Below are 19,750 nucleotides of genomic sequence, written 5' to 3'. Positions count from 1 at the left end.
TCAATGCCTGCCCTGCGCGGCTGGCCGGGTCAGCTCGCCGAGGCGCGGCTGCAGCTTCTTCTCGAAGAACTCGATGAAGTCCGCCTGTTCGGGACCGGCGCCCAGCAGCGTGAGGTGGTCGAACCCGGCGTCGATGTACCTGCGGATCGTCTTCAGATGGCTTTCCGGATCCGGGCCGAGGCCGGCGTTGCCCTTCATGTCCTCTGGCCGGACATAGCGCGAGGCGGCTTCGAAGCCCTCGACGGTCGGCAGTTCGCTCAGCACGCTCCAGCCGAAGGCGCCGAAGCGGAACCGCTCGTGCAGGGTCTTCAGCGCGGCCTCTTCGGAGTCCGCATAGGCCAGCACCACCTCGGCGTAGCGCGGTCCCGGCTCCTCCGCCTGGGACATGTAGCGCTGCACCAGCGTCGGGTCGGCCTCGGTGGCCATGATGCCGTCGGCCTTCTCCGCCGCCAGCTTGACCGAGGACGGACCGCTGACGCCGACGGTGATCGGGATCGCCCGCTCCGGCAGGTCGTAGACCTGGGCGTGATCGATGATGAAATGCTGCAGATTGAGCGTGTGCATCCCGCCGCTCCACAGCGCGCGGAAGATGTCGATCGCCTCGGCCAGCATGGCGTGGCGCTCCGGCGTCGAGGGCCAGCGCACGCCGGTGACGTGCTCGTTCAGCCGCTCGCCGGCGCCGATCGCCAGTCCGAACCGCCCGTCGCTCATCACCGCGATGGTCGCCGCCGCCTGGGCGATGATCACCGGATGGTAGCGCAGGATCGGGCAGGTCAGCCCGGTGGTGATGCCGACGGTCGAGGTGGCGTGTGCGATGGCGCCCAGCACGCTCCAGGCGAACGAGGCGTGCCCGTGGCTCTCCAGCCAGGGATGGAAGTGGTCGGAGATCGAGACGAAGTCGAACCCCGCGTCTTCCGCCCGCATGGCGTTTTCGACCAGCGCCGAGGGGCCGTGCTCCTCGGTCATCAGCTTGTATCCGTACCTGACCATCGCGCCGCTCCGTCTGTTCGAGGCGTCAAACCGGTGAGCGGCGCATTTGATCCGCGCCTCCCTCGCGCGCTCCTACCGCCCCCGCGTCAGCGGGGGAGGGGGACCATGCGCCGAAGAGCGCACGGTGGAGGGGGCGAGCGGCGGGCAGGGGACTTGCAGCTTCGAAAATGGATTGTGGCGGGCGCGGCGCGCGTGGCTTGCCCCCTCCACCACCCGCTCTTTGGCGGGCGGTCCCCTTCCCGCCACTTCGTGGGGGAGGTAGGCTACCGCCCTTCCATCTGCGCCAGCAGCCGCTCCAGCGTCGCCAGCTCGTCCGCCTCGCCCGGCGGCTTGTCCCAGCGCAGGCGGCTGATCCGCGGGAAGCGCATGGCGACGCCGGACTTGTGCCGGGTCGAGCGCTGCAGCCCTTCGAAGGCGACCTCGAACACCAGGCCGGCGTGCGGCTCGGCGCGCACCGAACGGACCGGGCCGAAGCGCTCGATCGTGTGGTCGCGGACGTATTTGTCGATCTGCTTCAGCTCTTCGTCGGTGAAGCCGAAGTAGGCCTTGCCGACCGGGGTCAGCGCCCGCTGGCCGGCGGCGTCCTCGGTCCAGACCCCGAAGGTGTAGTCGGAATAGAAGCTCGAGCGTTTGCCGTGGCCGCGCTGGGCGTACATCAGCACCGCGTCGATCAGGAACGGGTCGCGCTTCCACTTGAACCACGGCCCTTTCGGCCGGCCGGCCTCGTAGAGCGAATCCCAGCGCTTCAGCATCAGCCCCTCGGCGATCTGCGGATCCCCCGGCGGGGGCTGGCTGCGCAGCGCGGCGAGCTGCGGCCAGCCTTCGAACGGCTGCAGCGGCGACAGATCGATCCGGTCGGAGTTCTGCCGGGCGACGAACGCTTCGAGCCGGCGCCGCCGCTCGGCGAACGGCAGGGGGCGCAGGTCCTCGGGGCCCTCGGCCAAGAGGTCGTAGGCGCGGATCGCCGCCGGGTAGGCGGCGGTCAGCTTGGCGTCGACGGTCTTGCGGTTCAGCCGCTGCTGCAGGTCGGCGAAGCTGGCCACCTGGCCGTCGCGGATCACGAGGAGCTCGCCGTCGATCACGCCCTCGTCGTGCAGCGCGCCCAGCACGTCGGGGAAGGTGCGCGAGATCTCGTCGCCGGTGCGGGTGTACAGCCGCCGCTCGCCGCCTTCGTGCGCCGCCTGGACGCGGATGCCGTCCCACTTCCATTCGGCGGCGTAGTCGGCCGGATCGAGCCGGGCGAAATCCACCGCCTCGTCGATCGCCTGGGCCAGCATCGCCGGGCGGAAGCGGGCCGGGTGCTCGGCGCTCGGCTTCTCGGAGCGGCCCTCCAGCCAGGCGAACAGGTCCTCGTAGGGCGGGCGCAGCGCGTGCCACAGCTCCTCGACCTCGGCGACCGCGACGCCGCCGAGATCCGCCGTCGCCTGCTTGGCCAGCCGCGCCGAGAGGCCGACGCGTAAGGCCCCGGTGACCAGCTTCAGCAACGCCCAGCGCTCGCGCGGCTCGCGCATGGCGTCGAGCCAGCTCTCGAGCAGCCCCTGCACCTCGGCGCGGCCGGCGATGCGCAGGCCCTCGACCACCTCGCTCAGTTCCGGCTCGCGGTTGGCGCCGGGTTTGGCCGGCCAGACCAGCGCCACCGTCTCGGCCAGGTCGCCGACGTAGTCGTAGGACCACCAGAACAGCTGCGGGTCCATCCGCGCCTCCACCGCCTTGCGGATGAAGGCCGGCTTGGCGGAGTTGAAGCTCAGCTCGCCGGTCAGGGCCGCCAGCGCCCAGCCGCGGTCCGGGTCGGGGGTGGCGCGCAGGTAGTCGCGCACCAGGGTCAGCTTGGCGTTGCGCGAAGCGGTCAGCGACAACCGGTCGAGCAACTCGGCGAAGGCGCGCATGCCTGAGAAGGTAGGGACGCGACCAAGCGGCGCCAAATCCGGGGAGATAACCGGGAGGGCCGGAGGGGGTTTCCACTCAGATGCTTCCGTATCCGCTCATCCCGGCGAAGGCCGGGACCCAGATGGCGGGCGCGGCGTGCGCCGCAAACGCCCTAGTCCTCCCTGCCGTCTGTTCCTGAATCTGGGTCCCGGCCTTCGCCGGGATGAGCGGGGGAGGGCTGGAAAGGCCTGAGCGGAAACCCCCTCAGTCGCTTCGCGACAGCTTCCCCTGAGGGGGAGCATCTGGCGTCGCGCTTGCGTCAGACGCCCTGAACCCCCTAATCCGCCCTCATGACGCTCAAGGCGAAGATCTGCGGGGTTTCGACTCCCGAGGCGGTGCGTGCGGCGCTGGACGGCAAGGCTGGCTGGCTGGGGTTCGTGTTCTTTCCGAAGAGCCCGCGCAACCTCAGCGTCGAGGCCGCCGTCCGGCTGGCCGAGCCGGCGCGCCAGCGCGCCAAGGTGGTCGCCCTGGTGGTCGATCCGTCGGACGCCCAGGTGGACGAGATCGCCCGGGCCTTCCGTCCCGACCTGATTCAGCTGCATGGCCGGGAGAGCCCGTCGCGGACGCGTGAGATCGCGGTCCGCGCCGGCTGCGGCATCATCAAGGCCCTGCCGGTGGCCGAGGCCTCGGACCTTGCCGCCGCCGCCGCCTATGAAGGGTTGGTCGAGCATCTGATGTTCGACGCCAAGCCGCCGAAGGACGCCGCGTTGCCGGGCGGCGCGGGCCGCGCCTTCGACTGGAGCCTGATGGCCGGCCAGCGCTTCCAGCGGCCGTGGTTCCTGGCCGGCGGGCTCGATCCGTGGAACGTCGCCGAGGCGGCGAGCGTCTCCGGCGCGCCGCTGGTGGACGTTTCCTCTGGCGTGGAGCGCGGTCCCGGCTTAAAGGACCCGGCCTTGATTACGGCGTTCCTGGACGCCGTTCGTCGCGCCTGAAGAGCTGTCCTCTAAGTGAACGCCCCCGCTCGACCCAACGACTACTCAGCCTTCCCCGACGCCCAGGGCCGCTTCGGCGACTACGGCGGCCGCTACGTGCCGGAAACGCTGATGCCGCTGGTCCATGACCTGGACGCGGCCTATCGCGCCGCCAAGGCGGACCCGAGCTTCCAGGCGGAGCTGGACTCCTTCCTGCAGTACTACGTCGGGCGCGAGAGCCCGCTGTACTTCGCCGAGCGGCTGACCGCGCACTTCGGCGGGGCGAAGATCTATCTGAAGCGCGAGGACCTGAACCACACGGGCGCGCACAAGATCAACAACTGCATGGGCCAGATCCTGCTGGCCCGGCGGATGGGCAAGACCCGCATCATCGCCGAGACCGGCGCCGGCCAGCACGGGGTGGCGACCGCCACCGTCTGCGCCCGCTTCGGCCTGCCCGGCGTGGTCTACATGGGCGCCGTCGACGTCGAGCGGCAGAAGCCCAACGTATTCCGCATGAACCTGCTGGGCGCGGAAGTCCGGCCGGTGACCTCGGGCTCGGCGACCCTGAAGGACGCCATGAACGAGGCGCTCCGCGACTGGGTGACCAACGTCCACGACACCTACTACCTGATCGGCACCGCCGCGGGGCCCGCGCCCTATCCGGAGATGGTCCGCGACTTCCAGTCGGTGATCGGCAATGAAGCGCGCCGCCAGATCCTGGAGCAGGAAGGCCGGCTTCCCGATGCGGTTGTGGCCTGCGTCGGCGGCGGCTCGAACGCCACCGGCCTGTTTTATCCGTTCCTCAACGACGAGACGGTGAAGATCATCGGCGTCGAAGCGGCCGGCCACGGCATGGACACCAACCAGCACGCCGCGGCGATCAACGGCGGCCGCCCGGGCGTGCTGCACGGCAACAAGACCTATCTGCTGCAGGACGACGACGGCCAGATCCTCGAGGCCCACTCGATCTCCGCCGGCCTCGACTATCCCGGCATCGGCCCGGAGCTGTCCTGGCTGCACGACGTCGGCCGGGCGAGCTTCCTGACCACCACCGACCAGGAGGCGCTCGACGCCTTCCAGCTCTGCGCCGAACTCGAAGGCATCATTCCGGCCCTGGAATCCGCCCACGCCATCGCCCGCATCGGCGACGTGGCCAAGCAGGTCGGCAAGGGCGGGATCGTGGTGATGAACCTCTCCGGCCGGGGCGACAAGGACGTGGCGACCGTCGCCAAGTCGCTCGGCCGCGAGATCTAGGGGACTTCCAGGTTTGACCACTGCTCGCATCGACGCGCGCTTCGCCGAGCTGAAGGCGGAAGGCCGCGCGGCCTTCGTCACCTACACCATGGGCGGCGACCCGGATCTCGCCACCGCGCTGAAGATCCTGCAGGGGCTGCCTGCGGCCGGCGCCGACGTGATCGAGCTCGGCTTCCCCTTCTCCGACCCGATCGGCGAGGGCCCGACCATCCAGCGCGCCGCCCAGCGGTCGCTGGCGGCCGGCACCAAGCTGGACGACGTGCTGGGCCTGGCCCGCGAGTTCCGCAAGGCCGACCAGACCACGCCGCTGATCCTGATGGGCTACCTCAACGTGGTGACCAACCGCGGCGAGGCGGCCTTCGCCCGCGCCATCGCAGACGTCGGCGTCGACGGGGTGATCATCGTCGACTGCCCGCCCGAGGAGGCCGGCCCGCTGGCCGACGCGCTCGACGCGGTGCAGATCTCGCTGCTCAACCTGTTCACCCCAACCAGCGACGACGCCCGGGCGCGGACCATCGCCCAGCGCACCTCCGGCTTCGCCTACTACGTCTCGGTCGCCGGGGTGACCGGGGTGAAGGAAGCCGACGAGCAGGTGGTCGCGCCCGCCGTCGAGCGGGTGCGCAAGGCCTCGGGCCTGCCGGTCTGCGTCGGTTTCGGCATCAAGACCCCCGAACGGGCCGCGGCGATCGCCCGGGTCGCCGACGGCGTGGTGGTCGGCTCGGCCCTGGTCGAGGAGATCGCCGACGGCGCCGAGCGGAACGAAGACGTGACCGCCCGCGTGCTTTCCAAAGTGGAGGCCCTGGCTAAGGCTGTGCGCGGCGCGCGAATCGCCCAGCCCGCCGCCTAGAGAAATTTACCGGATGGCTGATTCCAAGACCGACAAGACCGCCCGTCATGCGCGCGAGCGCAAGGGCTGGCTGACCCGCCTGCGCCCCGGCGTGCGCCGCGACAACGGCCAGAAGGGCGGCGAGACGCCCGAGAACCTCTGGGTCAAGTGCCCGGAGACCGGCGAGATGATCTACCGCCCGGACCTCGAGGCGGCGCTGTGGGTGACGCCGTCCGGCCACCACATGCGGATCGGCGCGGCCGCGCGCCTGCGGATCACCTTCGACGGCGGCCAGTTCGAGAAGATCGCCTCGCCGGTGGTGGTCGAGGACCCGCTCGGCTTCCCTGACGAGCGCCCCTACAAGGAACGCCTCGCCGCCGCCCGCCGCGCGACCGGCGAGCAGGATTCCATGGCGATCGGCTTCGGCAAGATCGCCGGCCAGCCGACGGTGGTGATCGTCCAGGATTTCGCCTTCATGGGCGGCTCGCTCGGCATGGGCGCCGGCGAGACCTTCGTGAAGGCCGCGCAGGAGGCCGTCGCCCGCCAGGCGCCGCTGGTCATCTTCACCGCCTCGGGCGGCGCGCGGATGCAGGAAGGCACCCTGTCGCTGATGCAGATGGCCCGCTCCACCCTGGCGGTGAACGAGGTCAAGGCCGCCGGCCTGCCCTACGTCGTGGTGCTGACCGACCCGACCACCGGCGGCGTGCTCGCCTCCTACGCCATGCTGGGCGACATCCACCTCGCCGAGCCGAAGGCGACGATCGGCTTCTCCGGCCGTCGGGTGATCGAGCAGACCATCCGCGAGACCCTGCCGGCCGCCTTCCAGAAGTCCGAGTTCCTGGTCGAACGCGGGATGATCGACCGGGTCGCCACCCGCGCCGAAATTCCGGCCGTGCTCGGCAACATCCTCGAGACCCTGATGATGGGGCGCGCGCGCCGCGCGGCGTAAAGCTCCGTCATCCCGGCCGGAGCGTCAGCGGAGAGCCGGGACCCAGGGCCGCCGCACTGCAAAACCCCCTGGGTCCCGGATCCGCCTTGCAGGCGGTCCGGGATGACGGTCTTTAGGGTGGGTTTCAGGAAAGGAGGCGACATCGATGTATGATCCGATCCGCGCCTCCGACCTGGCGATCCAGCGGCTGCGGGCCAACCATCCGAGCCTGATCGACCTGTCGACCGGCCGCGTGCAGCGGTTGCTGGCGGCGCTGGGCCATCCCGAGCGGCGGCTGCCGCCGGTGATCCATGTCGCCGGCACCAACGGCAAGGGCTCGACCGTCGCCTACCTGCGGGCGATCGCCGAGGCGGCCGGGCTGAAGGTGCATGCGCTGACCTCGCCGCATCTGGTGCGGTTTGCCGAGCGCATCCGGGTCGCCGGCGAGCTGATCTCCGACCAACGACTCGCCGAGCTGATCGAGGTGCTGGAGACCGCCAACGCCGGCGAGCCGATCAGCTTCTTCGAGATCACCACGGTGCTGGCCTTCGAGGCCTTCGCCCGCACCCCGGCGGACCTCTGCCTGATCGAGGTGGGCCTGGGCGGCCGGTTCGACGCCACCAACGTCTTCGACGCCCCGGCGGTCAGCGTGATCACCCCGGTCGACTACGACCACCTGGAACTGCTCGGGCCCGAGCTGGCGAAGATCGCCTGGGAGAAGGCCGGGATCATCAAGCGCGGCCGGCCGGTGGTGGTCGCCCGGCAGATGGACGAGGCGCTGGAGGCGATCGAGCGCGAGGCCGAGGCGCTGGCCGCGCCGATGCTGCTGATGGGCCGCGACTTCGACGCCTGGGAGGAGCGCGGCCGGCTGCTGGTGCAGATGCCCGAGCGCCTGCTGGACCTGCCGCCGCCGGCGCTGTTCGGCGGCCACCAGTTCGCCAACGCCGGGTTGGCGGCCGCCGCGGCCCTGACCTTCGATCACGCGCTCAGCGAGGACGCGGTCGGCCGCGGGGTGGCCCAGGCGGCCTGGCCGGCCCGCTTCCAGCGGCTGACCAAAGGACCGCTGGCGGCGCTGGCGCGGGCCCGCGGCTCGGACCTCTGGCTCGACGGCGGCCACAATCCGCATGCCGGCCGGGCGCTGGCGGAATCCGCCTCGCGGCTGGTCGACCGCGATCCGCGGCCGCTGGCGCTGGTGGTCGGCATGTTCGCCCGCAAGGACGCCCGCGGCTTCTTCCTGCCGTTCGCCGAGATGCGGCCGAAGATCTTCACCACCACTTTCGACTCGCCGAACGCGGCGAGCGCCGAGGAGCTGGTCCAGGCCGCCCAGGCGGCCGGGCTGAAGGCCGAGACCCGGCCCGACGTCACCGCCGCGCTCGAGGCGGCGCTTTCGGTGGACGGGCCTGCGCCCCACGTGCTGGTCTGCGGCGGGCTGCATTTCGCCGGCGAGGTGCTGGCGATGAGCCCGGAGACCTGGCCCACCTGACGGGCCGCTTGAGGAGCAAGTGACGGCGTGAAGTGGAAGCTGGTGCTGCCGTGGCGCTACCTGGTGATGCTGCTCGTCGGCCTGGCGGTGCTGTGGGGCCTGATCGCCGCCTTCGGCCGCACCGACACCGTGCTGATCGGCTGGGTGATCGGCTGGCTCGCCGTCAGCCGCGGCATCGACTACCTGATCCGCCGCAACCGCCGCCGCCCGCGCTTCGACGACGAGGAGTAGGCGGACCCCAACCCACCGCTCTTCCCCGCGAAAGCGGGGATCCAGGTGTTTGAGCGCCGCTTCACGCACGCAGTCGGAACGAAAGAAGCCTGGGTCCCCGCTTTCGTGGGGATGACCGGGGGAGTGGGGCGAGGCTGCGCTTCCCCCCCCCAACTGTCATCCCGGTCTTCGCTGCGCGCCTTGCGGGATGACAGCGGTTGGGGCGCAAAAGAAAAGCGCCCGCCGCGGGGGCGAGCGCTTCTCCGGAACTCAGCTCTCGAGGCGGCTTACGCCGGAACGACGCCGGCGTCGCTCAGCCACTCGAGGATCTTCTGCTTGGGCATGGCGCCGACCTTCATCGAGGCCATCTGGCCGCCCTTGAACAGCATCATGGTCGGGATGCCGCGCACGCCGTAGCGCGACGGGGTGGTCGGGCTTTCCTCGATGTTCAGCTTGGCGATGGTCACCTGGCCGACCAGTTCGTCGGAGATCTGCTCCAGGGCGGGTGCGATCTGCTTGCACGGGCCGCACCATTCGGCCCAGAAGTCGACCAGCACGGGACGCTCGGCCTGCAGGACGTCCTTTTCGAAGGATTCGTCGGTGACCTTCACGGTGCTCATTTAAGGCTCCTTACCCCGGACGCTCGGTGGAGCGCCCGGTTCCTTGTCTCTATCCGGCCGATGTAGGCGGGCGGCCGAGCAACATCAACTCCCGCGGCCAAGGTCGGCGAGACTCTGGGCCATCAGCTTTTCTGGGACCGGCATCAGCTTCGGCCCATCCGTCCAGATCAGGGCCGCTTCGATGCGTCGCCCGGGGAAAATCTCGGCCAGCACCGCGGCGTACAGGCTCATTTGTCGCAAGTAGGCGGGATCGGCGGCCTCGATCGCCGCCGGCGAGGGCCGGTTGGTCTTGAAGTCGGCGACCAGCACTCGGTCGGGCAGCACCACCAGCCGGTCGATTCGGCCGGAGATCTTCAGGCCGGCCGGCAGGGTGGCGGCGGTCCCGGCGATCGCCACCTCGGCCCGCGAGCCTTCGCCGAACACCTCGGCGAAGCGGGCGTCGTTCAGCACCGCCAGCGCGGCCTCGGCCATCTCCCCACGCTGCGGGTCGGTCAGGTCGCGCTGGCGGGCCAGCAGCGCCTGGGCGCCGGCCGCGCGGTCGGCCGCCGGCAGGTCCGGCAGGATCTGCAGCAGCCGGTGGATCAGGTCGCCGCGGCGGAAGCGGCCGAGGCCGGCGGTCTCGGCCAGCGGCGAGGGGGCCTGGGCCTTGGCCGCCTCGCCCAGGTCCGACGGCGAGGCGTAGCGGGCGAAGGCCTCGGCCCGGGGCAACTCGGCGACCCAGGCCGGCAGGGCGTGGCGGGTCGCGACCGTCTGTTCGGCGCAGCCCAGCGGCTCCGGATCGGGGCCGTAGCGCTGGATGTCGATCCCGCCGGCGGCGGCCGGCCGCACGTGCGGCGCGATCCCGGCATGGGCGAAGCCGTCGCGGATCGCCGCCCACCAACCCTTGAGGTTCTCTTCCTTGCGGTTGGCCGGACGCTTGCCGCAGATCACCAGCCGCTCGCGGGCGCGGGTCAGGGCGACGTAGAGCAGCCGCTGGGCCTCCTCCTCCTCGCGCTGGGCGCGCAGCTCGCGGGCCGCCGCGGAGGCCGCGCAGTCGCCCTTGGCCGCGGCGCACCACAGGAAGCCGCCGTCGACGGTCTCCATCAGCGGGGAGCCGCGCGGGCTCTGCTGGCTGGTGGTCTCCGGCAGGAAGACGATCGGCGCCTCCAGGCCCTTGGAGCCGTGGGCGGTCATAACCCGCACCTCGTCGCGGCCGCCCTCCAACTCGCGCTTCACGACGATGTCGAGGCGGGCGAAGTCGGCGGCCAGGGATTCCAGGTCGTGGACGCTGCGGCCCTCGGCGGCGATCACCTGGGCCAGGAACTCCTCCAGCGCGTCCTCGGCCTCCGCCCCCAACCGGCGCAGCAGCCGCGCGCGCATCGAGCGGCCGGCCGCGTCGCGACGCGCCAGCGCCTGAGCGTAGAACTCGAACGGCCGTGACGCGGGGCCTTCGGCCAGCGCCCAGCCGAGCAGCTCGGCCGCCGCGGTCCAGGCCGGGTCCTCCGCCGCCCGCGCGGTCAAGGTCGCCCACAGCGTCGTCGCCTTGCGGCCGTGCGCCAGCCGATAGAGGCCATCGTCGTCGAGGTCGCAGAACGGGCTGCGCAGCAGCGCCGCCAGGGTCAGCTCGTCGTCCGGGAACAGGGCGAAGCGGGCGAGCGCCAAGAGGTCGTCGAAGATGATGTGCTGCGACAGCGCCAGCCGGTCGGCGCCGGCGACCGGCACCTCGGCCTGCTTCAGCGCCCGCAGGATCTCCTCGAACAGCGGGCCGCGCTTGCGCACCAGGATCAGCACGTCGCCGTAGGTCGCGGGCCGGCGTCCGGCGGCGGCGGCGCGGTCGAACACCGCGTCGCCCCGGCCGATCGATTCGCGGATCTCGACGGCGATGGCGCGGGCCAACTGCTTGTTGGCGCTGGCCTCGCCCTCCAGGTCGAGCGGCGCGGTCCAGGCGGTGCGTTCCTCGGCCTGCGGCTCCTCGACCAGCGGCCACAGGTCGACGCAGCCGCGCTCGCCGACGCGCATCGCCGGGTGCAACGACGGCTCCGGCAGTGGCGGGACGCCGGCGGCGAACACCGCGTCGACGAAGCTCAGCACCTCGCCGGTCGAGCGCCACGACGCTTGCAGCGGCACCGGCTCGGCGCGGCGGCCGGTGGCGCGGATCTCGTCGACATAGCGGGTGGTCTCGCTGACCAGCCGGGCCGGGTCGGCGCCCTGGAAGGAGTAGATCGACTGCTTCTCGTCGCCGACGACGAACAGGCTGCGGTCGAGGCCGCCCCTGTTGGAGGATTTGGGGCGCGGCCGGCCCTCGCCGGCGAAGAACTCGCCGGTCAGGGCGCGGACGATGTCCCACTGGTCGGGCGCGGTGTCCTGCGCCTCGTCGACCAGGATGTGGTCGATCCCGCCGTCGAGCTTGTAGAGCACCCAGGCGGCGGCCTGCTCGCGGGTCAGCAGCGCCTTGGTCTTCTCGATCAGGTCGGCGAAGTCGAGGCCGCCGAAGGCCTGCTTCTCCATCGCATAGGCGGTCAGATAGGCGTGGGCCAGGCACAGCGCGTCGATGGTGCTGACCGCCACCCGCGCCCCGCGCAGCCGCTCGCGGGCGGTCTCCAGCCGGTCTTGTTCGTCGAGCAGGCCGGCACGCACCCCTTCGTGCGAGGCGAACGCCTTGCTGGTCGCGCACCACTTGGCGGGCGTGCCCTCGCCGCCCTCGGTGAACAGGGCGGCCAGCATGTCGGCCAGGCCGGGCTCGGCGGCGCTGGCCACCGCGGCCAGCAGCCCGGCGTTCTTCTGGTCCTGCTTGCCGCCGGCGTTGAGCGCCTCGGCGGCCGCGCGCCAGAGCCCGCGGTCGAAGCCGACGCGGGCCTCGGCCTCGATCGCGTCGGGGGTCTCGCCGGGGGCGACCCCGGCGGCGGCCCAGGCCCAGGCGATCGCGCCGGCGAGCCCGCCGTCGTCGGCGTTCAGGAAGTCCTGCAGCTTTCCGCGGCGGCCTTCGAAGTCGAAGAACATCTGCTGGAACGAGCCGTAGTCCAGCTCGACCGACATCCGCGCATAGGCCTCGGCGACCGCGCCGGCGGTGTGCAGGGCGTGGTCGGCGACCCGGGCGCGGGCGGCGGCGGCCACCGCGGCGCTGGCGGCGTCGTCCATCACCCGGAATCCCGGCGACACCCCGGCTTCAAGCGGGAAGCGCCGCAGCAGCTTCTCGCAGAAGGCGTGGATGGTCTGGATCTTCAGCCCGCCGGGCGTCTCCAGCGCCTGGGCGAACAGGGCGCGGGCCTCGGACAGACGGATCGCGTCATAGGCGTCGGCGCGGCGGCCCTCGAGCTCGGCCAGCTCTGCGGTCAGCCGTGCGTCGGCCATCACCGACCAATCGCCGAGCCGGCGATAGAGCCTGCGCTGCATCTCGGCGGCCGCGGCCTTGGTGTAGGTGACGCAGAGGATGGTCTCGGGCTTGGCGCCGTCCAGCAGGAGCCGCGCCACGCGGTCGATCAGGGTCTTGGTCTTGCCCGAGCCGGCGTTGGCGCGGACGAAGGCCGAGACCTGCGGGTCGGCGGCGGTGCGCTGCGGGTCGGGGGCCTCGGCGATCAGATGCACGCTCATGGCTCGCCCTCCTCGCCGCTGGTCGACCACTCGAACACCCGCGCCAGGTGGTCGTAGTCGCCGTGGTGCTGGCGGACGAACTGCGGCGCGGTGCGCGAGGCGTAGGCCTGGTCCGGATCGGTGTAGCGGCGCAGCAACTCGACCATGCCGGCCAGCGCATCATTGGCGGCCTGGGCGCTGTCGGGGATCTTGTCGCCGCGGCCGCCGGGGACCGCGCGGGCCTCGACCCGGCCGGCGGGCTTGCGGCCGGTGACCTCCAGGTAGGTCAGCTCGCCGGGCTCGCGTCGGCCGATGGTCGGGAAACCGCCGGCGGCCAAAATGGCGGCGGTCAGCGTCAGCTGCGGCGAGAAGCCGGCGTCGACCATCTTCTGCGACGGGGCGCGGCCGGTCTTGTAGTCGAGGATGTGGCCGAAGCCCTGTGGGTCGGCCTCGATCCGGTCGGCCTTGGCGGTGACGGTGAAGGCGTGGCCGTCGACCTTCAGCTCCAGCCGGCCCTCCTGCTCGACGTGTAGGACGCGACCGTCGGCGCGGCGCTCGGCCTCCAGCTCGGCGACCCAGGCGGCGGCCTCGCGGGCCAGGGCGGCCTCGCGGGCCAGGCCTTCGCGCGGCATGCCGGCGTTTCGCAGCTCCTCCAGATAATACCCGGAGAAAATTTCCGCGGCCTCGGCGGGCAGCTCGCGCGGGAAGGCGAGGGCGAAGCGCTCGAAGGCGGCGTGGATCGCGGTGCCGCGGGCCCGGGCCTCGACCGGCTCGTCCGGCCGCTCCAGCGGGAACAGCTTGAGGATGTCGCGCGCCCAGACCGAATAGGGATCGCGGGTCAGCGCCTCGACCCGGGTGACCGCCAGCCGCTTCGGCCGGTGCTCCAGCGGCGGGCAGGGCGCGGGGCGCTTGGCTGGCGCGTAGACGTCCGGCGCGTCGAGCCCGCGGGCCCAGGCGATCAACTCAGGCCGGCCGGGAATGGCGACGCCGGCGCCCCGCGCCAGAGTCTCCAGCCGCCACAGCCAGCGCGACTTCACCGCCGGCTGCGCCTCGCGGCGCTCGGCGTGCAGCAGCACCACTTCGGGCGCGCAGGCCGCCTGGGCGAAGTCATGGGCCGACAGCCCGATGCGTCGCTCAGGCGAGGGCAGGCCGAGCCGCTCGCGCATCGGCCGCGACAGGAACGGATCGACTGGCGCGCCGCGCGGCCAGACGCCTTCCTCCAACCCGGCCAGCACCAGCCGGTCGGCGCGCACCAGCCGGGCCTCGATGGCGCCGAGGATCCGCAGACGCGGCTGGGTCGCGCCGCCGACCCGGACGGTCTCGCCCTGCATCAGCTGCTGCAGCAGTTCGGCGTAGCCGCGCGCGGTCACCGGCGGCAGGCCGTCGCCCTCGCCGATCAGCCCGGCGAGCAGCCGGCTGGTCGCCTCGCCGCCGTGGCCGCTCCACAGCTCGCCGGCTTGGCCCTCGGCGTCGGCGGCGAGCGCTTCGAGGGTCTGGGCGAGCAGGCGGGTGACCTCAGAGGGTGGGACCGAACGGCGGCCAAGCTGCTCCCCCGCAGGGGGAGCTGTCGCGGAGCGACTGAGGGGGTTGAGGGCCGCGGCGTCGGTGGACTGCAACCCCCTCCGGCCTTCGGCCACCTCCTCCTGAGGGGGAGGATCGAAAGCCCCCGCCAGAGGCGTCAGCGCCTGCCGGACGCGCGCCAGCAGCGCCACGGCGTCGTCGACCTCCGCGGCGCGAGCCGGCGATTTCTTTGCCGCCGTGACGAGCTTGGCGGCCAGCGCCGCCCAGTCGTCGGTGCGGGCGCCGCGCAGGCCGTGGCGCTCCAGCGCCGCGCGCTGGCGGGCGTAGTCCTCGGACGGCAGGCCCAGGCGCACCAGCGGGTTCTTCAGCACCGCCAGCAGCGCCACCGGGTCGGTCGGATCGATCGCCAGCCGGGCGACCGTGGCGGCCAGCGCGCCGGCGCGGCTGCCGGCCAGCAGGTCGCCGGCCGAGGAGTCCGGGACCACGCCCCAGCGCGCCAGCTTGGCGGTCACCCGGCGGGCCAGCGCCTGGTCGGGAGTGACCAGGGCGGCGGTGCGCTCCGGCGTCTCCAGCGCCTCGCGCAGCAAGAGGGCGGCGACGGTGGCAGCCTCCTCCTCGTTGCGCGCGCTGACCAGCGACAGGCCGGACAGGCCGGCTTCGATCGGATCGACGCCGTCGCCGGCCGCCTCGTGGCGCAGTTGCTCGATGGCGTGCAGCCAGTCCGCGGTGGCCTCGGCCGGGCGCAGCGCCTCGTTGACCACCCGCCGGCGCCAGCGGGCCTGGGCGGCGAAGCCCTGGGACGCCGGCCAGGTGGCGACCTCGGCGCGGTCGACCCCGGCGCGGGTCAGCAGCCGGCGCATCGCGCCCTGCGGATGCTGTTCGCCGACCTGCAGCCAGGCGGCCTCGGCCAGGCTGTCGTCGAGCCCGGGCAGCACGACGCAGCCCTGCGGCGCCGCGGCGATCACCCGCAAGAGGTCGGCGGTGGCCGGCGCGGTGCCGGTCGAGCCGGCGGCCACCAGCACGCCCTGCGGCGGCTTCAGCGTCCAGGCCTCGGCCAGCTTGCGCAGCAGCCGCACGCGCCGTTCGGAGACGTCGATCACCCCCAGCGCCGCCAGCCGCTTGGGCCATTCGCGCAGCGCGGTTTCGAGGAAGTCGCGCGACACGCGCCAGTGTTCGGCGAGGTCGGCTTCGACCAGGTCGGCGAGGCGGTCGCCGGCCTCGACCTCCTCGATCTGCAGGCTGTCGAGGAAGCCGCCGAGCGCGTCGGCCAGCTCCAGCGCCGAGGCGGCGGTGAGCGTGCGGCCGGGCAGCAGGGCCTCGTGGTCGGCGACCAGCCGGGTCAGCTCGAACCTGCGACGCAGCGGTTCGATCGCCACCGGCAGGTCGAGCGCCAGGTCGCCCGGCTCGAACGGCGGCTCGCCTTCCTCCAGGTCGCCCAGCGGCCGCATCTGTGGCGGCAGCACGGCGCGGCCGTCGGTGGCGGCGATGAAGGCGTCGGCCAGCGCCCGCGAGCCGCGGCGGGTGGGAGTAAGCACGGTCGCCTGCGACAGCGCCTCGGGCCCGAGCGGGCTCAAGGCCTCGTGCAGGCCGCGCGCGAGATCTTCGGCGAAGGGCCGGTGCGCCGGAATGCTGAACCAGCGCGGCGCCGCCTTGCCGAACAGCTCGCTCATCGCAGGCGCGCCTCGGCCGCCTCCCGCGCTGCGGGATCGCCGACGTGCATCCAGAACGCCTCCATCGGCACGCCGAACAGCCGGCCCTCGGCCTGCAGCCGATGCCAGACCGGCACGATCGAGAAGGCGCCGCTCTTGGGCGACTGGTCGAGGATCTGCGGCTTCATCACGCCGAAGCCGACGTTGGCGAACGGCGTGACGACCTCGGTCGACGACGAGTGGGTCAGCCGGCCGGCGTCGTCGCGCAGGAAGCCCTGGGGCCCCTCGAAGCCGATGCCGCGCCCGCGGGCGACCAGCAGCAGCAGCAGGTCCATCGCCGCGGGGTCCCAGGCGCGGGTCAGCGTCTCCAGCGGCGGGGTGTGGGCGTCGGTCCACAGCGAGTCGATGTTGGCGACGAAGAAGGCATCCTCGCCGAGCAGCGGCCGAGCCTTCTGGATGCCGCCGCCGGAATCCAGCAGCAGTTCGCGCTCGTCGGAGATCAGGATCTCCAGGTCGCGGCGCGCCGCCAGGTGCGCCTCCATCTGGTCGGCGAAGTAGTGGACGTTGACCACGGCGCGCTCGACGCCGGCGGCGACCAGCTCGTCGAGCACCCGGTCGATCAGGCTGCGGCCGGCCACCGGCACCAGCGCCTTGGGCATGGCGTCGGTCAGCGGACGCATGCGGGTGCCGAGCCCGGCGGCCAGCACCATCGCTGTCTTCGGGGCGGTCGAGGCTCCGGTCATGCGCGCGCCTCGGCGGGCACGTGGCGGTCGAACCAGCGCTTCAGGCCGGCGAGCTGCGGATCAGCCAGGTTGCGCTCCAGGTAGCGCCAGGTGCGGGGCATGTAGGCGCGGTACTGCGCCCGGCCGAGCAGCGCCTGGCGGGCGAACACCCGGCCGAGGATGCGCGCGGCGTTGGCCGCCGCCAGCGCCCGGTAGTCGGCGAGGAAGGCCTCGCGCTCCAGCGTCGGGCGTTGGCTGAGGAACCGGTCGAGCATCGCCGTCTCCAGCTCCGGGGCGACGTCGCGGCGCGCGTCCTGCAGCAGGTGGGTCAGGTCCCAGGCCGGGTGGGCGCGCAGGGCGTCCTGGAAGTCGAGCAGGCCGACCCGCGCCGGGCCCGTCCGCTCCGGCAGCCACAGCAGGTTCTGGGCGTGGAAGTCGCGGTGGGTGAAGACGCTCGCGTCGGCCTCGCCGCGCACCCACACCGGGGCCCACAGGGCGTCCCATTCTGCGACCGCGTCGGCGGAGAAGGGGGCCAGCTCGGCGAACTGCGGCCACCATTCGAGGAAGGTGTCCGTGCCGATCTTGAGCGCCAGGGTGTCGTAGCTGAGCAGCGGCCAGCTCGCCTCGCCGGCGCTCAGCACCGCCGGCGGCGGGCTCTGCTGCAGCGCCGCCTGCAGGTCGACGGCGGCTTCGTAGAGCGGCTGCTCCGGCTCGCCGTGCTCGATCAGGCTGGCGAACAGGCCGTCGCCGAGGTCCTCCAGCACCGCCAGGCCGGCGTCCAGGTCATAGGCCAGGATCTGCGGCGCCGAGAGGCCGCGCTCGCGCAGGAAGGCGGCGACCGTGACGAAGGCAGCGACCGAGCCGGCGGCCAGCCGCGAGGCGGCGTTGTAGCCCAGCGCGATGCGCTCCTCCGGAGTGGCCTCGGGCGGGCAGACCGAGCTTTCCAGCGCTGGCGGCTGGTCCATGAAGATCAGCCGCTCGCCGTTTGGCGTGTAGAGGCGCTCGTAAGCGCGCGTCGAGGCGTCGCCGCTCAATGGCTCGCGGCGCGCGCGGCCGAAGCCGTGCTTGGCCAGGAAGTCGGATTTCAGCGCCTCACGATCCGAACTCAAGTCCACGTCCTTCCCACGCCCCATGCGGCGTCAGCCGCGCCGTGCGGCTCTCGCCCTCGCCCATGCCCGAAAGCGCGATCTCTACATCGAGTCGGTCGCGCGGCAGGTCGCCTTCAAGGCGTTCGGGCCATTCGATCACCGCCGCGCCCGTATCGAGCGCCTCGTCCAGACCGATTTCATAAGCCTCCTCGGCCGAGGTGAGGCGATAGAGATCGAAGTGGGCGACGTTCAGCCGCGCCCCCTCGTAGAACTGCACCAGGGTGAAGGTCGGCGAGGGCACTTCCTCGGTGGGCGTGGTCAGCGCCCGTACCAGGGCCCTCGCCAGCGTCGACTTGCCGGCCCCCAGCGGCCCCGCCAGGCACAGCGCCTCGCCCGGCCGCAGCGCCGCGGCCAGCGCGCGGCCCAGCGCCTGGGTGGCCGCCTCGTCGGGGAGGGGAAGCGTGGCGGGAAGGTTCATGGGCAGCGCTTTAGCCCTCTCCCCATGGCGTGGGGAAGCGGCGGAGGGGGCAGCGCCGCGCCGCTCATGCGAACGGCCGGTCGGGATCGGCGGGCAGGGTCTGCTCGACATAGGCCTTCAGCCGCACGGTCACCGCGCCGGCGTCGCCGGCCAGGGCCTCGGGCGGAATCGGCGGGCCGACGATCAGGCGGAACTCGCGGCCGCGCTTGTTGAGCAGCTCGTGGAACAGGGTGATGTCGCGCAGTTCGCTGGAGACCCGGTGGAACAGGTGGAACAGCGTCGACCAGGGGCCGGCGACGTGGATCGGCAGCACCGGGGCGCGATGCCGGCGGGCGACCGCCACCGCCGTCGGCGCCCACGGCGGGTCCTCGAGGCGGCCGTCGGGCTGGCGGCGCGCCAGCCGGCCGGAGGGGAAGACCACCAGGCAACGCTCGGCCTCCATCGCCGCGCGGGTCTGCTCCAGGGTGCGGCGCGCCGACTCCCGGGTGCGCTTGGCCTCGACCCACTCGACCGGGATCAGCACCTCGCTGAACCGCGGCGAGACGCGGTGGGCGTCGGCGTTGGCGTAGAAGCAGAGATCCGGCCGCAGGCGCTTCAGCGCGTCGTACACCGCCAGCCCGTCGGCGATGCCGGTCGGATGGTTGCAGATCGCCACCAGCCGGCCGTCGCTCGGCGTGCGCGCCAGGCCGTGGGCCTCGACTTTCAGCGCCAGCAGGTCGGCGACGTGCTCCAGCGCCGCGCGGCCCGGCAGCGGGGCGATGGCGTCGGCCATCCGCCGCGCCTTGTCGTAGTCGAGCAGCCGGTAGAGCAATGGCCGGGCGAGCGGCCAGAACGGCCCGCCCGCCAGCTTCGGCGCGCGCTCGGCGATCAGCACGTCGACGATGTGCGGCGCGGGCCGGGCGTGCGGCAGGGACTGGGCGGGGGAAGCGAGGCTCATGCGTGCACGGAAGATGCGCCGCGCCGGCGGGCCGGAGCAAGCCGGCGCCCTTGCGCAACGGCCAAGGCCTTCCCAGATGAGGCCCCGCTCGATCCTGGCACGATGTTTTCGCGGTCAACAAGCGGGACGGTTCCCGCCTTGCGGCCACGGAATTCTACGGCTGGGTTCAAACTTTCTTGCATCGCCGGCCGCGGCCGGCGCCGGTACAAACCCACCTGTCCTGTGGAGCCGAGAGGGGCCCATGCTGCGATGTCGATCTTCTGACCGCCGAATGCGGCTCTGACGCAGTTTCGCTGCGCAGGCGTCATCAAGGCGTCGCGCAACGACCCTACACCGCTCCCGCAACACGCGGGGCAGTCTCTCGCTAAAGTACAGGAGCTCAGTATGGCTCTGAAGATATCCGTGATCCCCTTGGGGGAAGGTTGGGCGGTGCGTTCGTCCAGCTTCGAAAATGAAATGCTGTTCGCCGCCGGGGCCAAGGCCGAGGCGGCGGCGCGCGACCTCGCCCTGCGCTACGCCGCGCGCGGCCAAAGCGCTGAGGTCGCCATCTTCCTGCGCGACGGCGCGCTCGCCGGCCGCTTCCTGCATCCGGCGTCCGCCGGCTGGCTGGACCAGATTCCAGCCTGATCCCCCGCAGGCGGCCGCCGCGCGGCCT

At 72.4% G+C, this 19,750-nt stretch carries 16 protein-coding genes; 7 read left to right on the top strand and 9 right to left on the bottom strand.

Annotated features, from left to right (window positions below):
* Positions 1 to 990, bottom strand: a complete 990-nt coding sequence (locus ACSQ14_RS17785) for a TIGR03557 family F420-dependent LLM class oxidoreductase (protein ID WP_436015186.1) — start codon at positions 988 to 990, stop codon at positions 1 to 3.
* A gap of 263 nt (positions 991 to 1,253) precedes the next feature.
* A complete protein-coding gene (locus ACSQ14_RS17780; protein WP_436015184.1) occupies positions 1,254 to 2,876 on the bottom strand; it encodes a cisplatin damage response ATP-dependent DNA ligase in 1,623 nt (540 codons plus the stop codon).
* A 330-nt stretch (positions 2,877 to 3,206) separates the two neighbouring features.
* Here ACSQ14_RS17780 and ACSQ14_RS17775 point away from each other — a divergent pair, with 330 nt between their 5' ends.
* The 6 genes from ACSQ14_RS17775 to ACSQ14_RS17750 all read left to right on the top strand — a co-directional run bounded on the left by ACSQ14_RS17775 (position 3,207) and on the right by ACSQ14_RS17750 (position 8,552).
* The gene (locus ACSQ14_RS17775; protein WP_436015182.1) at positions 3,207 to 3,848 is read left to right on the top strand and encodes a phosphoribosylanthranilate isomerase; all 642 of its coding nucleotides are present in this window, start codon (positions 3,207 to 3,209) and stop codon (positions 3,846 to 3,848) included.
* A 15-nt stretch (positions 3,849 to 3,863) separates the two neighbouring features.
* A complete protein-coding gene (gene trpB / locus ACSQ14_RS17770; RefSeq protein ID WP_436015180.1) occupies positions 3,864 to 5,084 on the top strand; it encodes a tryptophan synthase subunit beta in 1,221 nt (406 codons plus the stop codon).
* A 13-nt stretch (positions 5,085 to 5,097) separates the two neighbouring features.
* Positions 5,098 to 5,931 carry a tryptophan synthase subunit alpha gene (gene trpA, locus ACSQ14_RS17765; RefSeq protein WP_436015178.1) on the top strand — a complete coding sequence of 278 codons (834 nt, stop codon included), beginning with the start codon at positions 5,098 to 5,100 and terminating at the stop codon, positions 5,929 to 5,931.
* Between the two features lie 13 nt (positions 5,932 to 5,944).
* The gene (locus tag ACSQ14_RS17760; RefSeq protein ID WP_436015176.1) at positions 5,945 to 6,859 is read left to right on the top strand and encodes an acetyl-CoA carboxylase carboxyltransferase subunit beta; all 915 of its coding nucleotides are present in this window, start codon (positions 5,945 to 5,947) and stop codon (positions 6,857 to 6,859) included.
* Between the two features lie 145 nt (positions 6,860 to 7,004).
* The gene (locus ACSQ14_RS17755) at positions 7,005 to 8,321 is read left to right on the top strand and encodes a bifunctional folylpolyglutamate synthase/dihydrofolate synthase (RefSeq protein ID WP_436015174.1); all 1,317 of its coding nucleotides are present in this window, start codon (positions 7,005 to 7,007) and stop codon (positions 8,319 to 8,321) included.
* 27 nt (positions 8,322 to 8,348) lie between these two features.
* The gene (locus ACSQ14_RS17750; RefSeq protein WP_436015172.1) at positions 8,349 to 8,552 is read left to right on the top strand and encodes a hypothetical protein; all 204 of its coding nucleotides are present in this window, start codon (positions 8,349 to 8,351) and stop codon (positions 8,550 to 8,552) included.
* Positions 8,553 to 8,818: 266 nt separating this feature from the next.
* Here the strand turns inward: ACSQ14_RS17750 and trxA are convergent, their stop codons facing one another.
* From trxA to ACSQ14_RS17715, 7 genes are all read right to left on the bottom strand, one after another.
* On the bottom strand, positions 8,819 to 9,151 hold the full coding sequence (gene trxA / locus ACSQ14_RS17745) for a thioredoxin (RefSeq protein ID WP_436015170.1): 333 nt from the start codon (positions 9,149 to 9,151) through the stop codon (positions 8,819 to 8,821).
* Positions 9,152 to 9,235: 84 nt separating this feature from the next.
* Positions 9,236 to 12,721 carry a double-strand break repair helicase AddA gene (gene addA, locus ACSQ14_RS17740; protein ID WP_436015168.1) on the bottom strand — a complete coding sequence of 1,162 codons (3,486 nt, stop codon included), beginning with the start codon at positions 12,719 to 12,721 and terminating at the stop codon, positions 9,236 to 9,238.
* Positions 12,718 to 15,891: a double-strand break repair protein AddB gene (gene addB, locus ACSQ14_RS17735; RefSeq protein WP_436015166.1), complete on the bottom strand. Its 3,174-nt coding sequence runs from the start codon at positions 15,889 to 15,891 to the stop codon at positions 12,718 to 12,720. The genes addA and addB overlap by 4 nt, the downstream gene beginning before the upstream one ends.
* On the bottom strand, positions 15,888 to 16,613 hold the full coding sequence (locus tag ACSQ14_RS17730) for a nucleotidyltransferase family protein (RefSeq protein ID WP_436015164.1): 726 nt from the start codon (positions 16,611 to 16,613) through the stop codon (positions 15,888 to 15,890). The genes addB and ACSQ14_RS17730 overlap by 4 nt, the downstream gene beginning before the upstream one ends.
* Positions 16,610 to 17,701 carry an N-acetylmuramate/N-acetylglucosamine kinase AmgK gene (amgK, locus tag ACSQ14_RS17725; RefSeq protein WP_436015162.1) on the bottom strand — a complete coding sequence of 364 codons (1,092 nt, stop codon included), beginning with the start codon at positions 17,699 to 17,701 and terminating at the stop codon, positions 16,610 to 16,612. The genes ACSQ14_RS17730 and amgK overlap by 4 nt, the downstream gene beginning before the upstream one ends.
* Positions 17,685 to 18,158 (bottom strand): tRNA (adenosine(37)-N6)-threonylcarbamoyltransferase complex ATPase subunit type 1 TsaE, encoded by a 474-nt coding sequence (tsaE, locus tag ACSQ14_RS17720; RefSeq protein WP_436015160.1) that lies wholly within the window; start codon positions 18,156 to 18,158, stop codon positions 17,685 to 17,687. Before tsaE ends, amgK begins: the two co-directional genes overlap by 17 nt.
* 64 nt (positions 18,159 to 18,222) lie before the next feature.
* Complete coding sequence (locus ACSQ14_RS17715; RefSeq protein WP_436015158.1) at positions 18,223 to 19,095, bottom strand: GNAT family N-acetyltransferase; 873 nt, start codon at positions 19,093 to 19,095, stop codon at positions 18,223 to 18,225.
* Positions 19,096 to 19,479: 384 nt separating this feature from the next.
* Here ACSQ14_RS17715 and ACSQ14_RS17710 point away from each other — a divergent pair, with 384 nt between their 5' ends.
* Positions 19,480 to 19,722, top strand: coding sequence for a hypothetical protein (locus tag ACSQ14_RS17710; protein WP_436015156.1), 243 nt, complete (start codon positions 19,480 to 19,482; stop codon positions 19,720 to 19,722).
* The last annotated feature ends 28 nt before the right edge of the window (positions 19,723 to 19,750 follow it).

Origin of the sequence: Phenylobacterium sp. LjRoot219 (genome assembly GCF_964252995.1) — a bacterium.
Classification (GTDB): Bacteria; Pseudomonadota; Alphaproteobacteria; order Caulobacterales; family Caulobacteraceae; genus Phenylobacterium.
Note: the sequence above shows the minus strand (reverse complement) of the source record. Positions and strands in the feature narration are given on the sequence as shown.

What these genes read in the sequence shown, in the direction of transcription:
- ACSQ14_RS17755 (WP_436015174.1), top strand. Translation starts at nt 7,005, where the DNA reads ATGTATGATCCGATCCGCGCCTCCGACCTGGCGATCCAGCGGCTGCGG.
- ACSQ14_RS17730 (WP_436015164.1), bottom strand. Translation starts at nt 16,613, where the DNA reads ATGACCGGAGCCTCGACCGCCCCGAAGACAGCGATGGTGCTGGCCGCC.
- ACSQ14_RS17780 (WP_436015184.1), bottom strand. Translation starts at nt 2,876, where the DNA reads ATGCGCGCCTTCGCCGAGTTGCTCGACCGGTTGTCGCTGACCGCTTCG.
- addB (WP_436015166.1), bottom strand. Translation starts at nt 15,891, where the DNA reads ATGAGCGAGCTGTTCGGCAAGGCGGCGCCGCGCTGGTTCAGCATTCCG.
- ACSQ14_RS17775 (WP_436015182.1), top strand. Translation starts at nt 3,207, where the DNA reads ATGACGCTCAAGGCGAAGATCTGCGGGGTTTCGACTCCCGAGGCGGTG.
- trxA (WP_436015170.1), bottom strand. Translation starts at nt 9,151, where the DNA reads ATGAGCACCGTGAAGGTCACCGACGAATCCTTCGAAAAGGACGTCCTG.
- tsaE (WP_436015160.1), bottom strand. Translation starts at nt 18,158, where the DNA reads ATGAACCTTCCCGCCACGCTTCCCCTCCCCGACGAGGCGGCCACCCAG.
- ACSQ14_RS17715 (WP_436015158.1), bottom strand. Translation starts at nt 19,095, where the DNA reads ATGAGCCTCGCTTCCCCCGCCCAGTCCCTGCCGCACGCCCGGCCCGCG.
- ACSQ14_RS17760 (WP_436015176.1), top strand. Translation starts at nt 5,945, where the DNA reads ATGGCTGATTCCAAGACCGACAAGACCGCCCGTCATGCGCGCGAGCGC.
- ACSQ14_RS17785 (WP_436015186.1), bottom strand. Translation starts at nt 990, where the DNA reads ATGGTCAGGTACGGATACAAGCTGATGACCGAGGAGCACGGCCCCTCG.
- ACSQ14_RS17710 (WP_436015156.1), top strand. Translation starts at nt 19,480, where the DNA reads ATGGCTCTGAAGATATCCGTGATCCCCTTGGGGGAAGGTTGGGCGGTG.
- addA (WP_436015168.1), bottom strand. Translation starts at nt 12,721, where the DNA reads ATGAGCGTGCATCTGATCGCCGAGGCCCCCGACCCGCAGCGCACCGCC.